The 22,701-nt window shown below is 66.5% G+C and carries 18 protein-coding genes, 1 tRNA gene and 2 pseudogenes; 10 read left to right on the top strand and 11 right to left on the bottom strand.

All coding sequences use genetic code 11. The features are described from left to right. Window positions 1–65 precede the first annotated feature (65 nt). Window positions 66–1,448 carry a DEAD/DEAH box helicase family protein gene (locus ACODNG_RS14470; protein WP_434521872.1) on the bottom strand — a complete coding sequence of 461 codons (1,383 nt, stop codon included), beginning with the start codon at window positions 1,446–1,448 and terminating at the stop codon, window positions 66–68. 49 nt (window positions 1,449–1,497) lie between these two features. Here ACODNG_RS14470 and ACODNG_RS14465 point away from each other — a divergent pair, with 49 nt between their 5' ends. Further along, on the top strand, window positions 1,498–2,454 hold the full coding sequence (locus ACODNG_RS14465) for an alpha/beta hydrolase (RefSeq protein ID WP_434521871.1): 957 nt from the start codon (window positions 1,498–1,500) through the stop codon (window positions 2,452–2,454). Window positions 2,455–2,468: 14 nt separating this feature from the next. Here the strand turns inward: ACODNG_RS14465 and ACODNG_RS14460 are convergent, their stop codons facing one another. Continuing rightward, entirely contained in the window at window positions 2,469–2,918 is a 450-nt protein-coding gene (locus tag ACODNG_RS14460; protein ID WP_434521870.1) for a universal stress protein, read from the bottom strand. An 81-nt stretch (window positions 2,919–2,999) separates the two neighbouring features. On the opposite strand from ACODNG_RS14460, the pseudogene ACODNG_RS14455 reads away from it, so the two are divergent. Both ACODNG_RS14455 and ACODNG_RS14450 read left to right on the top strand, forming a co-directional pair. Next, window positions 3,000–4,609, top strand: a pseudogene (locus tag ACODNG_RS14455) (amidohydrolase). 98 nt (window positions 4,610–4,707) lie between these two features. Then, window positions 4,708–4,959, top strand: a complete 252-nt coding sequence (locus ACODNG_RS14450) for a hypothetical protein (protein ID WP_209544147.1) — start codon at window positions 4,708–4,710, stop codon at window positions 4,957–4,959. Window positions 4,960–5,001: 42 nt separating this feature from the next. Here ACODNG_RS14450 and ACODNG_RS14445 read toward each other — a convergent pair whose 3' ends face one another. Together ACODNG_RS14445 and ACODNG_RS14440 are read right to left on the bottom strand one after the other, a co-directional pair. Beyond that, window positions 5,002–5,883: an agmatinase family protein gene (locus ACODNG_RS14445; RefSeq protein ID WP_434521869.1), complete on the bottom strand. Its 882-nt coding sequence runs from the start codon at window positions 5,881–5,883 to the stop codon at window positions 5,002–5,004. A 5-nt stretch (window positions 5,884–5,888) separates the two neighbouring features. Then, window positions 5,889–6,266, bottom strand: coding sequence for a translation initiation factor IF-5A (locus ACODNG_RS14440; RefSeq protein WP_434521868.1), 378 nt, complete (start codon window positions 6,264–6,266; stop codon window positions 5,889–5,891). A 168-nt stretch (window positions 6,267–6,434) separates the two neighbouring features. Between ACODNG_RS14440 and ACODNG_RS14435 the strand changes: the two genes are divergently transcribed. Next, window positions 6,435–7,076 carry a hypothetical protein gene (locus tag ACODNG_RS14435; RefSeq protein ID WP_434521867.1) on the top strand — a complete coding sequence of 214 codons (642 nt, stop codon included), beginning with the start codon at window positions 6,435–6,437 and terminating at the stop codon, window positions 7,074–7,076. 92 nt (window positions 7,077–7,168) lie between these two features. Here the strand turns inward: ACODNG_RS14435 and ACODNG_RS14430 are convergent, their stop codons facing one another. Further along, window positions 7,169–7,453 carry a hypothetical protein gene (locus ACODNG_RS14430; protein ID WP_434521866.1) on the bottom strand — a complete coding sequence of 95 codons (285 nt, stop codon included), beginning with the start codon at window positions 7,451–7,453 and terminating at the stop codon, window positions 7,169–7,171. Continuing rightward, entirely contained in the window at window positions 7,453–8,607 is a 1,155-nt protein-coding gene (locus ACODNG_RS14425) for an aminotransferase class I/II-fold pyridoxal phosphate-dependent enzyme (protein ID WP_434521865.1), read from the bottom strand. The genes ACODNG_RS14430 and ACODNG_RS14425 overlap by 1 nt, the downstream gene beginning before the upstream one ends. A 582-nt stretch (window positions 8,608–9,189) precedes the next feature. Here ACODNG_RS14425 and ACODNG_RS14420 point away from each other — a divergent pair. Continuing rightward, window positions 9,190–10,206: an AI-2E family transporter gene (locus ACODNG_RS14420; RefSeq protein ID WP_434521864.1), complete on the top strand. Its 1,017-nt coding sequence runs from the start codon at window positions 9,190–9,192 to the stop codon at window positions 10,204–10,206. 293 nt (window positions 10,207–10,499) lie between these two features. On the opposite strand, the pseudogene ACODNG_RS14415 reads toward ACODNG_RS14420, so the two are convergent. Continuing rightward, window positions 10,500–11,091 (bottom strand): annotated as a pseudogene (locus ACODNG_RS14415) (FAD-dependent oxidoreductase). Between the two features lie 192 nt (window positions 11,092–11,283). On the opposite strand from ACODNG_RS14415, the gene ACODNG_RS14410 reads away from it, so the two are divergent. Beyond that, entirely contained in the window at window positions 11,284–13,059 is a 1,776-nt protein-coding gene (locus ACODNG_RS14410; RefSeq protein WP_434521863.1) for a S8 family serine peptidase, read from the top strand. A gap of 43 nt (window positions 13,060–13,102) precedes the next feature. Here the strand turns inward: ACODNG_RS14410 and ACODNG_RS14405 are convergent, their stop codons facing one another. Next, window positions 13,103–14,002, bottom strand: a complete 900-nt coding sequence (locus ACODNG_RS14405; protein WP_434521862.1) for a hypothetical protein — start codon at window positions 14,000–14,002, stop codon at window positions 13,103–13,105. 163 nt (window positions 14,003–14,165) lie between these two features. On the opposite strand from ACODNG_RS14405, the gene ACODNG_RS14400 reads away from it, so the two are divergent. Then, window positions 14,166–14,239: transfer RNA gene (locus ACODNG_RS14400), tRNA-Tyr, on the top strand. Between the two features lie 241 nt (window positions 14,240–14,480). On the opposite strand, the gene ACODNG_RS14395 is transcribed toward ACODNG_RS14400, so the two are convergent. The 3 genes from ACODNG_RS14395 to ACODNG_RS14385 are packed head-to-tail and all read right to left on the bottom strand — an operon-like array spanning window position 14,481 to window position 17,219. Then, the gene (locus tag ACODNG_RS14395) at window positions 14,481–15,626 is read right to left on the bottom strand and encodes a hypothetical protein (RefSeq protein ID WP_434521861.1); all 1,146 of its coding nucleotides are present in this window, start codon (window positions 15,624–15,626) and stop codon (window positions 14,481–14,483) included. A 2-nt stretch (window positions 15,627–15,628) separates the two neighbouring features. Beyond that, window positions 15,629–16,519, bottom strand: a complete 891-nt coding sequence (locus tag ACODNG_RS14390) for a hypothetical protein (protein ID WP_434521860.1) — start codon at window positions 16,517–16,519, stop codon at window positions 15,629–15,631. Then, a complete protein-coding gene (locus tag ACODNG_RS14385) occupies window positions 16,512–17,219 on the bottom strand; it encodes a hypothetical protein (RefSeq protein WP_434521859.1) in 708 nt (235 codons plus the stop codon). Before ACODNG_RS14385 ends, ACODNG_RS14390 begins: the two co-directional genes overlap by 8 nt. A gap of 171 nt (window positions 17,220–17,390) precedes the next feature. Between ACODNG_RS14385 and ACODNG_RS14380 the strand changes: the two genes are divergently transcribed. The 3 genes from ACODNG_RS14380 to ACODNG_RS14370 all read left to right on the top strand — a co-directional run bounded on the left by ACODNG_RS14380 (window position 17,391) and on the right by ACODNG_RS14370 (window position 22,664). Continuing rightward, complete coding sequence (locus ACODNG_RS14380) at window positions 17,391–18,197, top strand: thermonuclease family protein (RefSeq protein WP_434521858.1); 807 nt, start codon at window positions 17,391–17,393, stop codon at window positions 18,195–18,197. Window positions 18,198–18,230: 33 nt separating this feature from the next. After that, a complete protein-coding gene (locus tag ACODNG_RS14375) occupies window positions 18,231–18,980 on the top strand; it encodes a hypothetical protein (protein ID WP_434521857.1) in 750 nt (249 codons plus the stop codon). Window positions 18,981–19,310: 330 nt separating this feature from the next. Continuing rightward, the gene (locus ACODNG_RS14370) at window positions 19,311–22,664 is read left to right on the top strand and encodes an LAGLIDADG family homing endonuclease (protein WP_434521856.1); all 3,354 of its coding nucleotides are present in this window, start codon (window positions 19,311–19,313) and stop codon (window positions 22,662–22,664) included. Window positions 22,665–22,701 lie beyond the last annotated feature (37 nt).

Here is a 22,701-nt window from a genome sequence, read left to right as displayed (position 1 = left end):
CGACTCCCTCGCGCGTGCGGTTCGCGGCCTGTCGGCCGCTCACCGGCACGCGCCACCGCCTTCGGTCAGTGTCGTCGACTCGCCACCCGCTCCTCGGCGGTCTCGGAGCTGACGAGTTCGTACAGCGTCGCCCGGCCGCCGTCCTCCTTCGGCCGAAGGACGCGGCCGAGCCGCTGGGTGAACTCGCGCTCGCTGCCCGAGCCGGAGAGCAGGACCGCGACGTTGGCGTCGGGCACGTCGACCCCCTCGTCTAAGACGTTCGCGGCGACGACCCGGCCGTAGGTGCCGTCGCGGAAGCGTTCGAGGATCTCGCGGCGCTCCTTCGCGCCCGTCTCGGCGGTGATCGCGGGGAGCAGGAAGCGCTCCGAGAGTCGGTAGACGAGGTCGGTGTGGGCCGTGAACACGATCACACGGTCGTCGCGGTGGCGGTCGAGGATCTCCGCGAGCCGGTCGACCTTCCGCTCGGCGTTCATCATGATCTTGCGGGCGTCCTGCTTCGCGAGGAGCGCCTCGCGGGCGGCCGGGTCGTTGCCCGAGCGCTTGACCAGCTCCTGATAGTCGCTCCCGCTCGTGAACGTGATCCCCGCGTCGCGGACGTACTCGACGAAGGTGCCCTGTTTTGCGTCGTAGCGCTCGCGCTCCGCGTCGGTCAGCTCCACCTCGATCCGCCGGATGTCGTACCGGGCGAGGTGGTCGCCCGCGAGGTCGTCCACGTCGAGCGCGTAGACGCGGTCGCCGACCAGCTCCGAGACGACCTCGTGCGCGCCGTCGGGGCGCTCGAAGGTGGCCGTGAGTCCGAGTCGCGCGGGCGCGGCGAGGAGGCGCGCGGCGTCGCGGTACCCCTCGCCGCCGAGGTGGTGGACCTCGTCGAAGACGGCGAACTCGAACGCGTCGCCGACGCCGTCGGCCTTCAGGTACGCGGAGTCGTACGTGGACACCGTGACCGCCTCGCGGCGCTGCTCGCCCCCGCCGAAGCGCCCGATCGGGAGGTCGAACTCCCGTTCCAGTTCGCGCTGCCACTGGTCGAGCAGGTCGACCGTGGGGACGACGACGAGCGTCGGCACGCCCAGCTCGACCATCGCGCGGATCGCGATCACGGTCTTGCCGGCGCCGGTCGGGAGCTCGATCACGCCGCGGTCGCCCGCGTCGCGCCACGCGTCGAGCGCCTCACGCTGGTACTCGCGGAGGTCGTAGTCGGTGGCGAGCGCGTCCGGCAGCCCGGTCGCCTCGGCGGCGCGGTCGCTCGCCGCGAGGACCCGGTCGTCGACGGAGACGCCGGCGACCCGGAGCGCCCGCCGGAGTTCGGCGTAGCGGTGCGCGGGCGCCCTGCCGGTCCCGGTGCGGGGGTCGGTCTCGACGCCGGGCAGCGGCGGCAGCGCGTCGGGCGCGAGGTCGGCGTCCGCGTCGACCCGGATCGTCCCGTCCTCGTAGGTCAACCGGACGTCCATCGGCCGGAGTTGCCGACCGACTTACAAAGTCCCACCGTCTCGGTCCGCCATGCGCGCGGACGAACTCGACCCGGACCTCGCCGCGGCGATCGACGAGATCGAGTCGCTGGGACCCCCCGCGTGGAGCGACCTCTCGGTCGAGACCGCCCGCCGCCTCGAAGACGAACTGTTCTCCGGGCCGCCCGAACCCTCCGTGGCCGACGTGCGCGACCTCGCGTTCGACGGTCCCCACGGCGAGGTTCCAGTGCGGGTGTATCGCCCGGAGGGCGCGGTCGAGGCGCCGGGCGACGACTCTCACGCCCGCGCCCTCGTCCACTTCCACGGCGGCGGGTGGACGCTCGGCACCCTCGACTCGGTCGACGGGATCTGCCGCGAGCTCGCGGTCCGCGCCGACGCGGTCGTCGTCTCGGTCGACTACCGCCTCGCCCCGGAACACCCGTTCCCGGTCGCGGTCGACGAGGCGGCCGCGGCGGTCGAGTGGGTCGCAGAGACGGCGGGCACGCTCGGCGTCGACCCCGACCGGATCGGCGTGTCGGGCACCAGCGCCGGCGGCGCGCTCGCGGTCGCGGCGTCGCTCCGCGCCCGGGAGTTCGACGACCCCCCGAAGCCCCGCGGACAGTTCCTGCTGTACCCGATCGCGGGATACGACTTCGAGACGGACGCCTACCGGGAGAACGCCGACGGCCCGCTGCTCACCCGCGAGGACATGCGGTGGTTCTACGAGCAGTACCTCCGGAGTCCGGTCGACGCCGCGAACCCCTACGCGGTCCCGCTTAGCGCAGACCACCTCGGCGACCTGCCGCCCGCGACGGTCGTCACCGCCGGGTTCGACCCCCTGCGCGACGACGGTGTCGCGCTCGCGGACCGGTTCGAGCGCGAGGGGACCCCCGTCGAACACCGCCACTACCCGGCGATGGCGCACGGCTTCTGTAGCCTCGCGGACCGCGTCGACGCCGCGGAGGCGGCGCTGTCGGCGGTCGCGGGAGACGTGCGGGACTGTTTATAAGAGACGCCGGAGGCTCAGGCGTCGACCGTCGTCTTCACGATGCTCACGGGCGCGGTCGACTGCCTGGAGACGCGCTCGGTGACGGAGCCGAGCATGCGGCGGTAGTCGCCGGAGCGCGTCTTCGACCCCATCACCGTCAGATCGACGTCCGCCTCGTCGACGTACCGGAGGATCTCCTCGTGGGGGACGCCGTAGCGCAGCGCGGTGGCCGTCTCCACGCCGGCCTCGCGGGCGCGCTCGGCCACGGTGTCGAGCGCCTCGCGCCCGGTCTCTTCGAGCGTCTCCTCGGCGCCCTCGGCGCCGTCGACGAACTCGTCGCCGGAGTAGGCGTTCACCACGTCGCTGTCGACGACGTAGAGGACGTGGAGCGTCGCGTCGTAGCGGTCGGCGGCGTCGATCGCGTGGTCGATCGCGCGGTCGACGCCGACGCTTCCGTCGGTGGGCAGGAGGACGTTGTCGTACATACGCGGCGGTTCGCCGGCCGGGCGAATAAATCGGTCGCCGTTTCCCGAACGGTTAACACGCTGTGTACCCCCCGAGTTCCCATGACTGAGGCCGCGGACCGGATCTTCGTGAACGGGGAGGTACACACGCTCGCGGACCCGGACTCGGGCGGCGACGCGGTCCGCGAGGCCGTCGCCGTGCGCGACGGCGAGATCGTCCGGACCGGGCGGACCCACGACGTGGAGCTGCTCGCGGGCGTCGACACCGACGTGGTCGACCTCGACGGCCGCGTCCTCCTCCCCGGCTTCGTCGACGCGCACACCCACCTGACCACCGTCGGTCGGTACCTCGTCCACGCGGACCTCTCCGCGGCGGACTCCCCGGGTGAGGCCGTCGACCTGCTCTCCGAGCGCGCGGCGGAAGTGAAAAACGGGGAGAGCGGCGGCGACGCGGCGGATAGCGAGGACGAGACGGACGACTGGGTGCTCGGCTACGGCTACGACGAGTCGACGTGGGACGAGTCGCGCTACCTGACGCGCGACGACCTCGACCGCGTCTCGACCGAGCGCCCGGTCGCGGCGTTCCGCGAGGACATCGACGTCGCCGCCGTCAACGGCGTCGCGCTCGACCGCTTCGCGGACGCGCTCGCCGACGCCCCCGACGAGACGGTGCCGACCGACGCCGACGGCGAGCCGACCGGAGTCCTCCTCGAAGCCGCTATCGACCCGATCTACCGGGCGGTCGAGCCGGGTCCGGCCGAGACGCGCGCGGTCGTCGAGGCCGCGCTGGAGCACTGCGCCGCCCGCGGGATCACCGGCTTCCACGACATGGTCCGGGACTCGCACGCCCCGCGCGTCTACCGCGACCTCGACGCGGCGGAAAACTCACCGCCCGCGTCCGGATCAACTACTGGAGCGACCACCTCGACGCGGCGAGCGAAGTCGGTCTCGCGACGAACGCCGGGGGCGACCGCGTCGAGACCGGCGCGATCAAGTCGTACACGGACGGGAGCCTCGGCGGCCGGACCGCCCGGCTCTCGGAGCCGTACGCGGACGCCCCCGACGAGACGGGGCAGTGGGTCGTCGACCCGGAGGAACTGCGCGAGACGGTGGCGGACGCGACCGACGCCGGCTTCCAGTTCACCGCCCACGCGATCGGCGACGAGGCCGTCGCGGCCGTGCTGGACGCCTACGAGGACGCTGCGCGGACCGATCCCGGGGAGGCGCGCCACCGGATCGAACACGTCGAACTGGCCGACGACGACGCGATCGAGCGCCTCGCGGCGACGGGCGTCGTGGCCAGCGTCCAGCCGAACTTCCTGAAGTGGGCCGGGGAGGGCGGTCTCTACGAGGACCGACTGGGTCCCGAGCGCACCGCGGAGACGAACCGCTACCGCGAGATGCTCGACGCGGGGGTCGAACTCGCCTTCGGCTCCGACGGGATGCCGATGGACCCGCTCGTCGGCGTCCACCACGCGGTCAACGCCCCGGCTGAGTCCCAGCGACTCACCGTCACCGAGGCGCTGCGCGCGTACACGAGCGGCGCCGCCTACGCGGGCTTCGACGAGGATCGACTCGGGACGGTCGAACCCGGAAAGCGGGCCGACCTCGTCGTGCTCGACTCCTCGCCGTGGGAGAACGCCGACGCAGTCGACGAGATCGACGTCGCGCTGACGGTCGTCGACGGCGAGGTTGTCTTCGACGGCCGGTAGGTGGCGGCGGCGGGCCGACTCGGGACGAACCGACCGCGAAACACGCAATCGCTGCCAGAAAACAGTAGTTATTAATCGTGTAGTTCCAACCGGAGCGTATGGCAGAGATAGCCATCGAGTACGCCGCGGGGGACCGCCTCCGCTCCGAGGCGGAGACCGCGCGACGACTCATCGACGCGTACCTCGGCGACCGCCCCGACGTCGACCGCGTCACGCTGTCGCCCTCCGGCGAGTCCGTCTTCTGCGTCAGCGTCGAGGGGGACCGCATCTGGTGTACCGACCCCCGCGAGTGGATCGACGCGATGGAGGCGGTGACCGCCGCGCGGCGGCGGCTCTCCGAGGTGTCGTAGGAGCCGAGACCGTCGAGCGCGTCGCGTTGCCCGCGTCGCGCTTTACTCCGAGCCACCGGTCCGTCCCTCGGCGACCGCGCTCGCGTGCGAGTGCGCGAACTCCCGCAGCAGCTTTCCCGTGAGCGCTGCCGCCTGTCCGTCGTCGCGGTCGTTCACCTCGACGACGTCGAACCCGTCGGCGCGGGGCGCGACCGCCCGGACGAGGTCGCGGACCTCCCGGGGTTCCAGCCCGAACGGTTCCATCGTTCCGGTTCCGGGCGCGTACGCGGGGTCGACCGCGTCGACGTCGACGGAGCAGTAGACGGAGTTGCCGGCGTCGAACGGTCCGGCCGCTCCGTCGTCGAAAGCGGCGTCTCCGTCGAGCGCGTCGAGCCACTCGCGGGCGTCCTCGGGGGCGACGACCTCCACGTCGGCGTCGGCCGCACGGTCCCACTCCGCCTCGGAGCCGGTCCGCGCCCCGACGATCACCGCTCGGTCGACGCCGAGGTCGTCGAGACACCGGCGCGTGACGCAGGCGTGGTTCCACGGGTTCCCGTCGTACTCCTCGCGGAGGTCGAGGTGCGCGTCGCAGACGACGAGCACGTCGGGATCGACTGCCTCGACGCCCGCGTACGTGACCGTGTGCTCGCCGCCGACGAGCAGCGGGACGGCGTCGTCGTAGGCGACGCTCCGCAGTTCGGCGGCGAGGTGGTCGAGGTACGCCGGCACGTCGTCCCACGGGCGCACGTCGCCCGCGTCGTGGACGTTCAGCGCGGAGAAGCGGCTCTCGGTGTTGCGGTCGTAGTCGTCGTAGCTCTCGGAAAAGCGCCGGACCCGGTCCGGTCCGAACCGGGTGCCCGGCTGAAAAGTGGTCGTGGCGTCGAGCGGAGCGCCGACGACCACGTAGGAAGCAGCTTCGCGGTCGGTCGTCGCCCCGGGGAACATGCCGATTACCCGATGATCTTCCGTTGGCCCTCGTAATCGAGGTACTCGATGTTGTCGTCCGAGGAGAAGTCCTCGCCCTCGGGAATTCGCATCGTGAAGGTGTCGTAGGTGTCCAGGTCCATCACCTGGACCTCGTCGCCGCTGACGTTGACGACCTGTCCCTGCTTCCGCTGGATGATCGGGACCCACACCTTCGCGTCGACCGGCTGCGAGAGCGAGCGCTTCTTGTCGTCGAAGACGCCCTTCCCTTCGACGCGGGCCTTGGCGCTGCCGTGTTTACCGGGTTTGGCGGTGCTGTAATGGTTGATCTTACAGGGCGCGCTGTCCATCATCACGTAGCTGCCCTCCTGGAGTTCGCGAACCTGCTTCTGCTCTCGCGGCATAGCCGCTAATTCCGCCGGGGCGGGTATAAACGGTTTGGAACGCCGTCGGGAGGCGGGCCGAGGCGGCGTCCACGCGCCCTCACAGGGCGGAGACGCGAGGCCGGTCGCCAGGCCTGACGAACTCCTCGGCGGGGAAACACTAAACACAGATCCCGGCGATCGCCGGATGTGTCCCCTATTATCTACCCTCCGCTCGACGCCTCGCTTTCGATCGTCGCGTTCGCCGCCGTCTCGCCTGCCGACCCCGTCGCGCTCCCGCTGACCGCCGGCGGACTCGTTGTGGCCGGCGTGGTCGGCGGCGGCACGCTCGCGTTTCTCGGCGCTGTCGTCGCCTACGTCCTCCAGTCGGGCGACGACCGGGTTGACCGCGTCGCGGAGGCGCTCGACGACGACCTCCCCGCCCCCACCGACGCACCGGTCCGCGAGGGCGCCGACGTGCCGTCGGCGGCCGACCTCCACGAGGTCGCCGAACACGAGGACGGCGACCCGGTGTACGTCCCGGTGATCCGGGTCCCGCTCGGAACCGCCGACCCCGGCACCGACGGCGTGTACCGCCACGCCGCCCGCGCGGCCGCGGCGCTCCACGACGAGTTCGAGGACGCCCACGTTCGCGGGTACGACGTGGAGTTCGGACTCGACGACGGCTCGCTCGGCGGCGTCGGGCGAACGGTGAAACGCGTCGCGGTCACCCCGGAGATCGCGGAGCGACTCCGCGACCGCGACTACGACCACCGCGACCTCCGGAGCGACGTGGCGGACGCCGACGACGGCGACCCCGGCGTCCCGCCGGTCGACTGGGGGACGCGGTGAACTACGCGAACGGCGACGGCTCGACGGCGGCGGCCGGCGCGGCGGCGACCGCGGCGACGTAGCGACGACGGAGTTCCCTCCGAAAAAGGGGTCTACGGGTCCAGCTCGTCGACGTACTCCTCGCGTTCGCTCTCGTCGTCGACGTTCCCGTCCGGCGGGACGAGCTGTCCCGTGTACAAGTAGCTGACGACGAACATGACGATGAAGCCGACGCCGACCGCGGCCGTCGTCCGGACGACGAACGGGATGTCGTTGAAGTAGAGGTACCGGTCCGCGACCGCAATGGCGATGAACGTCACCAACAGCACCTTCTGTTCGTCGGTGGGGTCGCGAACGAACCCGACCACGTCGTCCTTGAGGTCGCCCAGCAGGCCCATCAGGCGTCACCCCCGGTCGTCGCGGGTGAGTCGGTTCCCGGCGCGTGCCCCTCGATCACGCGACCCACCCGGTCGAGACCGTCTTCCAGCTCCTCGCTCGGGAGACCGAACCCGATCCGGAACCTGTTCGGGAAGCCGAACAGATTCCCGGGCGCGAGGACGACGCTCGCCTCCTCGACGACCGTCCGGCAGAACTCCTCCGCGTCGTCGAAGCCGTCGGGCACCGTCACGAAGGCGTTGACGCCGACGGGGTCGAGCCAGTCGAGGTCGTGGTCGTCGACCCACGCCGCGACGCGCTCGCGGTGGTCGGCCGCCAGCTCGCGGTTCTCAGACAGGATCCGGTCCTCGCGCCGGCCGAGCGCCTGCTTCGCGACGTGTTGGCCGAAGAGGCTCGGCGAGATGGTCGTGTAATCCTTCCAGCGCCACGCGCGCTCGACAACCGGTTCCGGGCCGGCGATCCAGCCGAACCGGAGACCGGCCAGCCCGTACGCCTTCGTGAGGCTGGTCGTCGAGATCCCGTGCGCGCCGTAGCTCGCGACCGGCGGCTGCGGCTCCTCGGCGAGCAGGCGGTACACCTCGTCGCAGAGCAGGTAGGCGTCGTGATCGACCGCCACGTCGTAGGCCGCCCGCATCGCGGCCTCGTCGTGGTACTGTCCAGTGGGGTTGTTCGGGTTGTTGACGACGATCACGGCGGTGTCGTCGCAGGCCGCGTCGGCGACCGCCTCGGGATCGAGTTCCCACTCGGGCGGCTCCAGTTCGACGCGGGTCACGTCGCCGAACGCGTCGGGCACGGCGTGGAGCGCCTGATACGTCGGCGTGACGACGACCGCGTGGGTGCCCGAGCCGACGCCAGCTGTCTCGCCGTTTCCGCCGACGGCGTCCTCGTCGCCGAGCAGCGAGAGGAACGTCAGGAAGTTCGCCTCTTGGGTGCCGCAGGTGAACAGCACCTCGTCGGCGGACCGGTCGTAGCGGTCGCCGACGGACGCCCGGAACTCGGGGTCGCCGTTGGTCGGGATGACGTAGCCGAGCTTCCCCGGGTCGAGGTCGAACCGACTTGCGTCGAGCGACCGGATGCCGCTTTCGGCCAGCATGATGTCGGCCTCGTGTTCGTGCTCCGCGAACCAGCGTTCGAGGCCGAACGGGTCGATGCGCATACCCGCTCTCGGGCGGGCGCGAGGTTAGGTGCTGTGGTTGCTGATGGTAATCGAGGAGCGGGTGTGTTCCGTGTTAGGACTTCGACGATTCGACGGCGAACACCGCCGAAGTCCCAGCCGCTCCCTTATAAATGGCTGATCGCGGATCGACGGCGAACGCCTCCGAAACCCCAATCGGTTACTTATAAATAGCTGATAGCGGATCGGCGGTGAACACCTCCAAAGCCCCAGCCGCGAGGCGGGCGCACGCTCGCTGCGCGCTTCGGTCGCTCGCGTTGCTCGCTCCCTCCAGTGCTTGCGTCGCCTGCGCCCGCCTCGCGACTGCCCCTTTGAGTCCCACCCGACCGCCACCGCACAGCACCTCACACCTCCCCAGCCTCGTCAGTCGCCTCCGCTTCGCTCCGGCGACTGACTCCCTCGCGTGTGCTCCTCGCGGCCGCCTTCGGCGGCCACTCGGAGGCACGCGCCGACCGCATTGTTCTTTATAAATAATCGCCGCTGTCGGTCGCGGATATTTAAATACCGGCTCGCGGTCACCGCCGCCACCGCAACGACTTTCCTCGCCGATTGTGACACGCCAACATGGTTCTCAACCGGCAACGGCTGCTGGGCGTGCTGCTCCTCGCCCTGGCGACGCTCGCGGCGGCCGTGCTGGCGGAGGTGTTGCGGACGGTCGTGTTCGCGGTGACCGTCGCGTACGTTCTTTATCCCCTCCGTCGGCAGCTCGTCGGCCGCGGCCTCTCGCGGCGGATCGCGTGCGCCGTCGCTACCGCCGTCGCATTCGTCGGCGCCACGCTCCTCGTGGCGCCGCTTATGTACGCGCTGTACCGCCGGCGGTCGCAGCTGATCGCGATCCTCGAAGGAATTCCGGCCGTCGTCCCGATCAGCGTCGGCGGGTTCGAGACGGTCGTCGAGATAGCGCCGTTCGTCGCGGCCGCCGAGACGTGGATCCGGGGCGTCGCGATCGCGGTCGCGGGCGCGGCGCCGGTGCTCGTCTTGGAGCTCGTCGTGTTCACGTTCCTCGTGTACGGGATCCTCTACCGGCCGAGAGCGGTCGGAACGGCCGTCTTCGGCGTCCTGCCGGCCGAGTACCACGACATCCCGACCCGGCTCCACGAGCGCACGCGGCAGACGCTGTACTCGATCTACGTGCTTCAGGCCGCGACCGCGGCGGGCACGTTCGTCCTCGCGCTCGGCGTGTTCTGGGCGCTGGGATACGGTTCACCCGTCCTATTGGCCGTCATCGCGGGGGTTCTCCAGTTCATCCCCGTCGTCGGTCCGAGCGTGCTGATCGTCGCGCTCGGGGCCGGGGACCTCCTCGTCGGCGAGACTGCGCGGGCGGTCGCCGTACTGGTGATCGGGCTGGTCGTCGTCGCGTTCGTCCCTGACGCGGTGATCCGAACCCGACTCGCGGGCTGGACCGGGAAGATCTCGCCGGGACTGTACTTCGTCGGGTTCGTCGGCGGCATCCTCACGCTGGGCGCGGTCGGGGTCATTGTCGGCCCGCTCGTCGTGTCGCTGCTGCTCGAAGCGATCGACATGCTCTCCGAACACGGCGCCTCATCCGCGACCGAGGAGATCCCTGATTCCGCGGAGTGACTCGGGGTCCGCGCTCCGAACGCGTTTTCCCTTCCGACCGCCGGTACGGCTTTCCCCCCGCCGACCGTCCGTTCGGCATCCGATGTCCTCGACGGAACCCCTACCGCGGTCGGCGACGCGCCGGCCCCCACGGCGCGACGGCTCGACGGTCTGGGCGGCCGCGTGGCGCGTTCGGTGCGATGCGGGTCGGTCGGGAGGTTCGGCGCGCGGCGGAAGCGGTGCGGCGGCGCCTGACGCGTCGCTGAACGGAACGCGTCGAGTCGACGGCGCGAAACTGAGCGCCGGAAAAGTGGTTACTCCTCGTCGTCGGCCAGGCCGCCGAACACGGACGCCGCGGTGTCGGGCACGTCGAAGTCGTGGTAGTGCTCACCCTTCTCGTTCGAGAGGATGTTGAGCGCGGCGGCGGCGCCGTCGCCCGCGGAGATGACCGCCTGCCACTCCTCGGCGCGGGCCATCGCCCCGGTCGCGTAGACGCCGTCGACGCTGGTCTCCATCGAGACGCCGACGCTGACGGTGTCGTCGTCGTCGAACTCGCAGCCGAGCGACTCCGCGAGGTCGCGGTTCGCGCCCGTCGCGAGGACGACGTAGTCGGCGTCGTACTCGCCCTCCTCGGTCGTCACGGCGAAGCCGTCTCCGGCCGCCTCGACGCCGGTCACCTTCTCGCCCTGGTGGCGGTCGACGCCGAAGTCGTCGACCTGCTGGCGGGCGGTCGCCATGAACTCGCTGCCGCCGACGGAGCCGACCCCGAGGTAGTTGAACAGGTGCGCCTTGTGCGATCCACGTCCCGTCCGTGTCGAAGAGGGTCGTGTCGAGTCCGTTCTTGCTCGCGAACAGTCCGGCGCTCAGCCCCGCCGGTCCACCGCCGACGATTACGACGTTTGTCATGGTCGGAATAACGCGCCCCGGCCCATAAGGGTTGACGGAAGCGGGGATCGACGACCGACCGAACGGGGAGACGACGGCGATCGACCGAACGGAGAGACGGCGACGGGGTGGGTTGCGCCGATCGGTCGACCGCGGCCGCCAGCGACTCCCCGAGCAGAAGCTATTTGCGCCGACCCGAGGAGGATCTGATCTATGATTGACGGCCGGCCGTGGGACGAGTCGGTACGGGGGTCGTCCGAGACCGAGAGGTCGCGCGCCCCCGATCGGCGGATCCGTGCCGCCGTCGCGGTCGCCGTCGTCCTCGTCGCGCTCGCAGCGGGAGCCGGCGGCGTCGCGGGCGCCACTTCCGCGGCCGCCAGCCCCGGCGCCGCGACCCCCGGACCGGTCGACGGCGGACCCAGTTCGGCGGCGGTCGCGCAAACCGGGTCTCCGCTCGACGGAACGAACGAGACGGTCGAACTCGTGGTGCGGTTCGACCCGGTCGACGACCCCGCGGTGCTCGGCGCGGCGGACGACATCCCGGACGCGGGCGCGAACGCGAGCGCGACGGTCGCGGACCTCCGAGAGCACGCCGCCGCCGAGCGGGACGCCTTCGAGTCGTTCGCGGCCTCGCGGCCCGGAATCACGGTCGAGCGGAAGTTCTGGCTGGCGAACGCGCTGCTCGTCTCCGTCGACGCGGAGACCGTGGCAGCGAGCGATCTGCGCGCGGTCGAGAACGTCACCCGGATCCACGAGAACGTCGCCGTCGAGCCGATCGAGACGGCCGCCGAGGATCCGGCCGCGCCGACCGCCAGCCCGCAGATCGACGCCGATCCGAGCGGGCGGGCCGTGGCCGGGGTGCGGCAGATCGGCGCGCCGACCGCGTGGGAGCGGTTCGACACGCGGGGCGCGGGCGCCACCGTCGCGGTCGTCGACACCGGCGTCGACCCCGCGCATCAGGACATCGACCTCGCGGGGTGGGCGTCGTTCGACGCGAACGGGACGCTCGTGAGCGACGACGTCGCGGACGCGAGCGACCCCGACGGCCACGGGACTCACGTCGCGGGGACGGTGGCGGGCGGGAACGCCTCGGGGACGTACATCGGCGTCGCGCCCGAGGCGAGCCTCTACGGCATCGACGCGTTCGAGGAGAACGGGACGGCGACGTTCGCGGGGGTCGTCGCCTCGATGGAGCACGCGACGACGGCGGCCGACGCCGACGTGCTCCAGCTGAGCCTCGGCGCCAACGGCACCTTCCGCGGGTTCATCACCCCGGTCAGGAACGCCCGGGCGACCGGGACCGTCGTCGTCGCCGCGGTCGGCAACGAGGGCGCGAACGCCTCCTCGTCGCCCGCCAACGTCTACGACGCGGTCGCCGTCGGCGCTGTCGACGCGGAGGGGCAGGTCCCGCCGTTCTCGGGCGGGCAGCGGATAAATTCGAGCGACGCCTTCCGCGAGCATCCGGACGACTGGCCGGCGACGTACGTCGTCCCCGATGTGACCGCACCGGGCGTTCGGATTCCGAGCGCCGCCGCGGGCACGCGAAGCAGCTACGTCTTCCAGCAGGGGTCAAGCATGGCGGCGCCGCACGCCAGCGGCGTCGCGGCGCTCTCGGTCGCCGCGACCGACGGCCGGGTCGCGGCCCCGGCGATCGGGTCGGCGCTCGTCGACAGCGCGGTCCACCCCGAGAACACGACGGCGCCCGACGCCCGGTACGGACACGGCGTCGTCGACGCGCCGGCCGCCGTGGAGGCCGCTGTCGAGGCGGCGCCGCCGGAGGCGGTCGCGAGCGATTCGAACGGGACCGAGACTGCCGGGACCGACTCAAACGACTCCGAGACGAACGCGACCGACGTGGCGAGCGGAGGCGGTTCGGACGGGGAACGCGACGACACCGGTGACGGGGCGCCCGGGTTCGGCGCCGTCGCCGCGGTCGTCGCGGTCGCGCTCGCGAGCCTGACCGCGGTCGCCCGCGCCGGGAAGGAGTGAGGGCGGCGGTCGTTGTCGACGGCGCCGCAGACCCCGTTCGCGGTCACTCCGCGAAGTCGCTGAGCGAACCGTCGTCGTCGCCGCGGTTGTCGCTCGTATCCCCGTCGTCGTCATCGTCATCGCCGTCGCTCGCACCCGATCCGGTCGCGTCGCTCGCGCTCGACCCGTCGGTGTCCGAGCCCAAATCCGTCCACGGGTCGTCGGGGTCGACCGGCTCGACCGCGCGGTCGAGTTCGTCGGCGTCGTACTCGACGTCCTCGTCGAGCAGCATCGCGAGCCGCTGCCAGCGCGCGCTCTGCTCGTCTTCGCCCTCGGGGCCGACGCGCGCGCCGTGCGTCTTGAAGAATCGGGTGCCGCGCCCGCGCTTCGACCCCTCGCCGGTGTGGCCGTCGAAGACGGCGTCGAACTCGCCCTCCGGTTCGAGGTCGCCGACGGGGAAGTCGTGGGCCGGCTCCTCGCCGCGCTCGCGGGCGTCGGCTCTGATCTCGGCGACGGCGCCGAAGTAGGCGTCCGCGTTCGACGCCTCGCGGGTCGAGCGGGCGCGGGCGGCCGCGAGCGCGGCGTGGATCGCACAGAGGCGCCCCTTCCACGCGTCCGGCTCCCAGCGCTCGGTGGCGAGTGCCTCGTAGCGCTCGATAGTGAGCGCCACCTCGTCGCCCGCGCGGAGGTCCTCGACGACGTAGAGGTTCAGGCGGTCCCAGAGGTTCCAGGCGTAGCCGGAGCGCGCCAGCTCCCAGGCGGCCCACGCGGCGACCTCCTCGTCGGAGCGCCGCACCGCCTTCTGGAGGAGGCTGGAGACGACGTATCGGCTGTAGCCGCCGTCGGTCTCGTTCGGCTCCTTCTCCTCGCCGAAGTCGTTCTCGCCCGTCGCGTCCGGCGTCGTCTCGGTTTCGAGGCTCCCGTCCGACCCGAACGTCGCCTGTCTGTCGTCGCCGTCGGCCATGTCCTCGCTCCCGCCGCGAGCGACTTAACAGCCCCGCGGCGAGCGCGGTCGGGACGCGACGTGAGGGGGTCTCCGAGCCGGTCGATCCGCGCCGCGGTACGACGGATCACACCTGTTCTGAAAGGGAACCCTTAAGTCGAATCCGGAGGGTAGGATACTGTAACCGCCCTTAGCTCAGCCTGGTAGAGCAGTCGACTGTAGATCGACTTGTCCCCCGTTCAATTCGGGGAGGGCGGACTGAATTTTTACACTTGTGAGCGACAGCGAGCGGTTGGCGACTTTACTCTCGGCGAGAGATTAGCTCGGATGGGCTAGCGCCGCTGATTACCTGGAGATGACGTCGCCGCGGCGAGGAATGAACCTCTCGCTGTAAATTGAGGCCGAGTTGGAGCGACAGCGGCTAGAATCAGATATTGGACAACTGGAACAAGCAATCGAAGGAATCAGATACGATCTGATAGAGGAGGCTTAGACTATATCATAACTCGAAGTCAGAATCATCCTGCTGGTGTTCATCAAATTTTTCTAGTACAACCTGCCTAAACTCTTCGCGAATCTCCCTGCGGTCAGTCATACTAAAATCATCCGTAACCCAACCGGAATCGCTATTTATCAATGTCTTGTTTACACTAACCTCAAAGGTTTCTCTTCTTTCTTCTTTGAAATCAATTTCAATTACTGCTCTACGGGCTACACTCTTGTGTTCATACCGAATCTCAAGTTTTGACAGGTAGTATCCGTTTTCCTCGCACTTTTGTACAAAATCATTTGTGTCAAGTCTCTGTCCCGATAAGACAGCGTTTCGAATTCCTTCCAATTCAGTATCCAGCTCCTCCGTTTCATCTTCCCCACCGACCGTTTCATCGCGCAGAACTTGGACACCTTCCACATTTTTTCTGGTCCAGTTGTCCGTTTCAACCTTCATTAGATCGCGGAGGAGTTCTACCTTTTTTCGGTGAGATAGTTGAGTAAGCGCGATCGGTTCTCGCGTCACGCCCTCTTTATCATCTTCCATCCGGTCTTGATTCCACCCATCAATGAACTCACGTATTGCCGTTTCCTTGTTCACTTTGTCGTACTCGTGAATAGCAATCGATTTTTTATCCGAGTTGAAGTCTTGAATCGTAATTGAGGTTGATTTTCTATGTCGTGCTAGCCCCTGTAACTTCCCCCTCTTTTCAATCGTAAACTCAAGTTGTAATTCCAGATCGTCGCCATTTTCGCTTAGATCCCGGACGTGGACTTCTTTTTCCCCATACGCCGTCTGAGTGCGCTTTTTTTCTTTTAGGTCTGCAAGGAGTTCTTTTGCGTCGGCCTCACTACTCCACCGAAATGCCGACGACTTGGTTGTTGTATCTGAATCAAGGGCCTCTTTCTGTAGATATTTAAATGAGTCATACCCAAAGAGGACTCTTCTAGAGAATTCTCGAATAGTCTCTCGACTCCTACTACATGTCAAAAGACCCCGCTGAGTCTTGTGATGATCGAGTATCGCATCCATCGATAGGTAATCATCTATTATTTTTTCAAACTCTCTGTCCGCCGGGTACTGGAGTTTCTCCATCTTATCTTTCTTCGAAACTACCGCATCGTCGTCCAACGTGGGCTGTGTTTGTTCTGACATTGTTATCTACTATCGAGGTGCTGAAGATTAGCCATTGCTCGCATCGACTTGAACTCTATTTCTGTCTTTCCTCCTGAAAATTCTCTGATGAATTCTTCCTCAACGGGTTCTGTCTGGTAACCACGATTTGGTACAAAAATATCGATCTGTTCATGATTAGACAATAGCTGGTAATGACGAAGTGATTTATACATAAATAGTAACGAGTCGAAGTCCATCTCGTCAAAATAAAAGATAAAGCCCTGCTCGGAGGAGTCTCCACCTGTAGCAAAGAAGAAGTCCGACAACAGATACTCAAGCGTTATTAAATCGTATCGCCCTCCATCTTCATCAGTCAAGTCAGGATAGTATATTTTAACCTCTTCGTAGTCGCCCTTCAGATCGTTGTAGGTATCCTCAATCTGTGCTATTCGCTTTAGATAGTCATTTCCCCACAAACAGATCTTCGCCAGCTCCCACTTACGGGGGACATCTATTGCTCGTACAAACTCGCGGAAATCAGTGGAATCGAATCCATCTGTCGCCCATAGTGCCACAATCCCGGTATTCGTGAGAGAAGCCTCGTTTCCAAGATTATGCGTTGACTCAAATTGCTCCGAATTGGGCCCCTTCTCTACTTTTTCTAGTAGAGTCTCAAAGAATGATTCCACCTGGCCCTCATTTATGCTACCCCACTGCCATGATTTTGATTCCAAAATGTTACCGTATGTATGTCTTCCATATGGATCCTCATATGTTAGATATGCATCTATCCCATATCCGTGCTTCCGGCCCTCCTCATCGGTTTTAACGTCCACATCTGTTCTACTCTTCAAGTTCCAGCCGAGATTTTTGAATAGTGTAACAATCCTCTCTGTCGCTCTATCTCCTTTCCTGTTAGCATCTTCAGGCATGTTGATTCACCCCGGAGATGGCCGCTCGAACAATCGAGAATAGTTTCTCATCCTCATTCACATTAGAAAATATCCGCACAGAACCGCTCCTATAGAACCCAATTGTGGCCTCTTCACTATCAAGTGAAATCTCTATACAAAGGTACGTGACATCGTCCTCATACTCCGATATCAGTTTCTCAGCAACTGAGTCTGTATGTGTGTTAAGATAGCAATTCCCGTTTGTGTTGGGTTCTGGACTAATATTATTGATACGGAGTGCGCTAATCTCAAAATCAACCTCATGTGATTTGAGCTGCTCCACGATATCTTCTAAGTAGATGTTTAAATCACTGATCGTTACCCGATCAATAGTCTGACCGAGACGATTGATCACCTCTCCATTATCATCTTTGTTAGAATAGACTTCCAATAATTCGGAATTCTGATTAATTCTAAAGCTTATTTCTTCCGTGCTTGTGATCGTCTCTTCTACAATATCCTCTCGTTCAGGATCGTACCTTGTAATTCGGGTATTCGTACTTGTAATCAGTTCAGCAGATATTATCTCATTTTCCTTATCGACCGACCGGAATCCGAATGAACTGCTCTGAGAGAACGACTGTTGTTCAAGATCCGTTGGTACAGAGTTCCAATCCTCCGTTCCTATCTTGCTGATATTGATTGTCGCTGGTGATTCAATTTGCTCAGAGGTGGCCATAATTGATATAAATTCACGTCAAACACAAAAGTGTTATTTATTATATGTTAGATGGGGTGGTAGTTTGTTACCCGAAGCCAGCCGCCCGTAGCAAGGGATAGACCTCTCGCTGCATATTGGTCGCCTCCGTCACCACCCGTACTTTTCGCCGTTGCCGACAATGACCCTCGTATGAGAGTCCGCTGGGGTACACTCATCGTCCTCCTCATCGTCGCCCTAGCGGGCTGCGCCGGCGCACCCGCCGCGGATCTCGACTCACCGCCCGACAACCCCGACGGCGTCGACCCGAACGACCCGGACGACACTGCCTGGACGGGAACCGTCGTGCGCGTCGTCGACGGCGACACGATGGAGGTCGAGTTCCCGAACGGCGAGGTCGACACCGTCAGGCTCCTCGGCGTCGACACGCCCGAGACGAGCGCGGAGTCGACGTCGCCCGGCGAGTTCGAGGGGGTTCCGGAGACGGACGCCGGTCGGGCGCACCTCCGGGCGTGGGGCGGCGAGGCGTCGACGTTCGCGGAGTCGGAGCTCGCCGGCGAGGAGGTCACGGTCGTGACCGGCGGCGACCGCCGGGGGAGCTACGGGCGCCTCCTCGCGGTGCTGTACGTCGACGGCGAGGACTTCAACGAGCGCCTGCTGACCGAGGGGTACGCGCGGCTGTACGACACCGAGTTCGCGCTGCGGGACGCGTACGCCGCGGCCAAGGCGGACGCGCGGGAGCGCGGCGTCGGGCTCTGGGCGTTCGACGAGTCGGACTACCCCACCGAGGCGAGCGAGGTCGACGACGAGGACCTCCCGCCGCTCCCGGCCGACGGTGACTACGACTGCGACGACTTCGACACGCGGGCGGAGGCGAACGCGGTCCTCGACCGGTCGCCGGACGACCCGCACGACCTCGACGCGGACGGCGACGGCGAGGCGTGCGAGTCGCTTCCCCCGTTCGGGGTCGACGCCGCCGCTCTCCCTGTGCCGCCGTAACACACTTAAGAGCGCGCTCGATACGGTGTCGTAGTGGCATCCCGACAGGGCGGGTCGGGGGACGCGGAACCCCTCGCGCCCGGATCGACGGAGCGTCGGACCGCTTCCACGACCGCCGCCGCGAGCCGGCAGGCCGACGCGCGGTCCCGGTCGCCGCCGGAGTCGCCCGCGCGCCGCCGCGAGCGGGCCGGCCGAACCGACCGATCCGCGGAGTATCGATCGGTCGATTCGCGCCACGGCGGGGAGTCCGCCGCCCGAACGCCGGAGGACCCGCCGGTACGCGACCCCTCCCTCTACGCGCTCACCGACCACTTCCGCGAGCGACTGGAACAGCCCGGTCGGTACGTCTCGACGCGGACCGTGAGCGACGCGATCCGGGAGGGACAGCTCCGCTGGAACAGCACCGACGGCTGGCGGTTCGCCCTGGTCGAGGGCGGCGTCCGGTTCGTCGTGGTCGTGAGCGACACGGAGACGAACTCGCCGGTCGTCGTCACCGGGTGGACGGAGGTCGCGGACCGCGAGGCCGCGCTGGCGGCCTCACGGTGGGACGGGGTCGATGTCGACACCATCGCCGTGCGCGCCGCGCTGAGCGAGTCGGCGTCGACCGCGATTCCCGACCGGATCCGGCCCCGGACCGTGACCCGTCCGTTCGAAGTGGGCGAACATCGCCTCGAAACCGAACCGGGCGAGCCGTTCGTGCGCTGTACCGACTGCGGCTGCCGGTTCCGCTCGAAGGAGGGGATCACCTCGCGGCGGTGTCGGCAGCGGTCGCCGGGCCGGTAGTCGGCGGACTCTTTTATAAGCGACGTTCGAGTTCGCACGCTACTCGTGAGTGCTCACGCGGTACGGTGGCGCGTGCCTGCGAGCGGCCGCTAGGCCGCGAGCCAGCACGCGCGAGGGAGTCGCGAACGGAGTGAGCGACGAGGCTGGGGAGGAGTGAGGTGCGGCCGCGGTGCTGTCGGGTGGGACTCAAAGGGGCAGTCGCGAGTCCTCGCGGCTGGGGCTTTGGAGGTGTTCCCTTGTGGTACCGACCCCTCATGTCTTCCAAGATGTCATTGATCCCTCTCGCCCGGTGACGCTATTCATTTCCGCGTTGCGACCGAAGCGGCGGTGATGACCGACGATACCGGCGACGACGACGCCGGAAACGATCCCGAAGACAATCTCTCCTTAGATCGCTTCCACGAGGCGCTCGAAGCCGAGGAGCGCCCCGTGGCGACCGCAAGCGAGGTCGCCCGCCGACTCGGAACCACGCAGGCCGCGGCCCGCGACGCGCTCGCGGCGCTGGTCGACCGCGGCGACGTGGACCGGCTCGACGTGGAGGCGGACCCCGTCGTCTTCTACCCGCGCGACTGGGGCGCGTTAGCGAGCCGCGAGCGCGTCGTCGTCTTCCCGAAGCGCCGCGAGATCGTCGTCGACCGCCCCACGCAGTACACCCGGGCGCGGCTCTCGCAGTTCGCGAACCTCGTCGACACCACCGGCACCGAGCCGGGGACCCGCGGCTACCTCTACCGGATCCGACAGGAGGACGTGTGGGCCGCGCCGTTCGACGACGCCGACGCGCTCGTCGACGCGCTTCGCTCGGTGCTCCCCCGGCGGTTCGACCACCTCGAAGAGTGGGTCCGCGACCAGTGGCGGCGCGCGCATCGCTTCCGGCTGTACACCCACGCCGACGGCTACGTGGTCCTCGAGGCCGCCTCGGAGAACCTGATGGGGAACGTCGCCGACCAGCACCTCGACGACGACCACCTCCGCGCGCCCATCTCGGACACCGAGGCGTGGGTCAACGAGGCGGCAGTCGCCGCGGTGAAGCGCGCGCTCTACGACGCCGGCTACCCCGTCGAGGACGACCGCGACCTCGAAACGGGCGACCCCGTCGAGATCGAACTCACGACCGACCTCCGTGACTACCAGGCGACGTGGGTCGAGACGTTCCTCGACCGCAAGTCGGGCGTGTACGTCGGCCCGCCCGGCTCCGGCAAGACGGTCGCCGCCATCGCGACGATCGCGGCCGTCGGCGGCGAGACGCTCATCCTGGTCCCCTCCCGCGAGCTCGCCGAACAGTGGCGCGAGGAGCTGCTCGACCACTCCACTATCGACCCCGCCGACGTCGGGCTGTACCACGGGGGTACCAAAGACGTGCGCCCCGTCACGATCGCGACCTACCAGATCGCCGGGATGGACCGCCACCGGCGCCTCTTCGACTCCCGCGAGTGGGGGCTGATCTGCTTCGACGAGTGTTTGACCGGGGATACTATCGTTGAAACGCCCTCCGGAAGGACGACATTCTACGAGCTTGATGAGATATACGAGTTGGAGGACGGGTGGACGACGGATATCGATCTCTCGGTTCGCACGTTCGACCGTAAGCGGGGAACGTACCGATTCACTCCCGTCACAGGTATATACAAATCCACGGCATCGGTCAAACAGATCGAAACACGTCAGGGATATCCGATAACGGCGACCGAGGGACACACTCACTTCGTCTTCGATCCCGAGACCGGGCGTATCTCGGAACAAAAAGGCGTCTCGGAGGGTGAATTCGTCGTTAGACCGCAAACGGAGTCAGGGGGGTATACCGATACGGACGCGTCCGACATCGCATCTGCTGAACTGCTCGGTTGGTTTCTCGGAGACGGGCACCGAGATCGCCACGGGCACGTGAAATTCTCGTTCGCACGGAACAAACGGGAACAGATAGATATTCTTGAAAAGCTGTGTAACCGGGCCGAGATCGACTATTCGGTCTTTGAGAACAGCAGGGGCGACCTCACGTTATGGTCGAAACGATTTGCGGACCGACTGCCGTGGGATCTCCCGTCCGGGAGTAAGGCACGGAGAGTGACCGTCCCTCCAGCGGCATACGGATGGCATCCGAATCGAGCCGGTGCGTTGTTGAGAGGGCTCTTTGATGCCGAGGGATCCGTCGATAAGAAGGGTCGGATACAGTTTAACACAGTCTCAGAGGGCCTCGCAAAGGACGTTATCCTGCTTCTACAGCATCTCGGCATTCCATCAAGTTATCTTCAGATAGACAGAGAGGGCTCCCACAGCGATCAGCACCGAGTACTGATAGCATCCCGGTACGGTGTGCTGTTCGCTGAGAAAGTCGGATTCAGGCTACAACACAAATCGGAGCGAATCTCTCTCGGCGAGACTCCTGTGGCGGGGGTACCCGTTGGAACATACCTCGAACGGATCAAAGAGGACGTGGAGCTTTCGAACGAACAGATTGCGGATATGATTGGTGTCGCTCGACAGACGATCGGAGATATCATCCGTGGAGACAACCGTCTGGGCCAACGACATCTAAGTTCTCTCGCCGAAGGGCTTCGAAGGTACGCACAGACGGATCCGATCTCGGTTAATGCGATGCGTGAGGATGACGGAGTCACGTACGCAGAGATCGGCGACGAACTAAACGTCTCGACCAGTCACGCGTATACCTTGGTTTCCCGAGCGGATGAGAGAACAGAGAAAGTGATCGACGAACGTGAACAACGCTGTCGTATGAAGGCGGCACAGCACGCAGATCGGTTGGAGAAGCTCGAAGGTTTACAGATTACCGAGGTCACCTCGGTCACGCAAAAAGGTGTTGAGACAGTTTATGACTTCGAGACTCAGGATCATACGTTCGTCGCCGACGGGTATCTGACACACAATTGTCACCACATCACGGCGCCGGTCTTCTCTCGGTCGGCGGAGCTACAGGCGAAACACCGGCTCGGACTCTCTGCGACGCCCGTCAGCGAGACCGGCAGCGAAGAGGAGATCTACACCCTGATCGGCCAGCCCATCGGCGCCGACTGGGACGCCCTCTTCGAGGCCGGCTTCGTCCAGGAGCCGGAGGTCGAGATCCGGTACGTCCCGTGGCGCGACGAGACGGCCCGCAACGAGTACGCCGCCGCGGACGGCCGGGAGCGCAGACGGTTCGCGGCCGAGAACCCCGCGAAGATCGAGGAGATCCGCTACCTGCTCGCGGCCCACCGCGAGAAGAAGGCGCTCGTCTTCGTCGAGTACCTCGATCAGGGCGACGCGATCGCCGACGCGCTCGGCGCTCCCTTCATCAGCGGCGAGACGCCGCACCACGAGCGCGCGGAGCTGTTCCGGCGATTCCGAGCGGAGAGCGGCGGTGACGGCGACGCGAAAGGTTCCCGCGACGGCGACGCAGGAGGTTCTCCCGACGCGGCCCGCGGCGACGACCTCGACGTCCTCATCGTCTCGCGGGTCGGCGACGAGGGGATCGACCTCCCGAACGCCGAACTCGCGGTCGTCGCGAGCGGTCTCGGCGGCTCCCGGCGACAGGGCTCGCAGCGCGCCGGGCGGACGATGCGCCCGACCGGCTCCGCGCTCGTCTACGTCCTCGCGACGCGCGGGTCGAGCGAGGAGGAGTTCGCCCAGCGGCAGATGCGCCACCTCGGTCGGAAGGGCGTCCGCGTCCGCGAGACGAACGTCGCGGAGTGACGCAGCAGGGAGATACCGCAGATCCTCCGGTAGCGGC

Origin of the sequence: Halorubrum sp. AS12, from assembly GCF_051122765.1 — an archaeon.
Taxonomy (GTDB): Archaea; Halobacteriota; Halobacteria; order Halobacteriales; family Haloferacaceae; genus Halorubrum; species Halorubrum trapanicum.
Note: the sequence above shows the minus strand (reverse complement) of the source record. Positions and strands in the feature narration are given on the sequence as shown.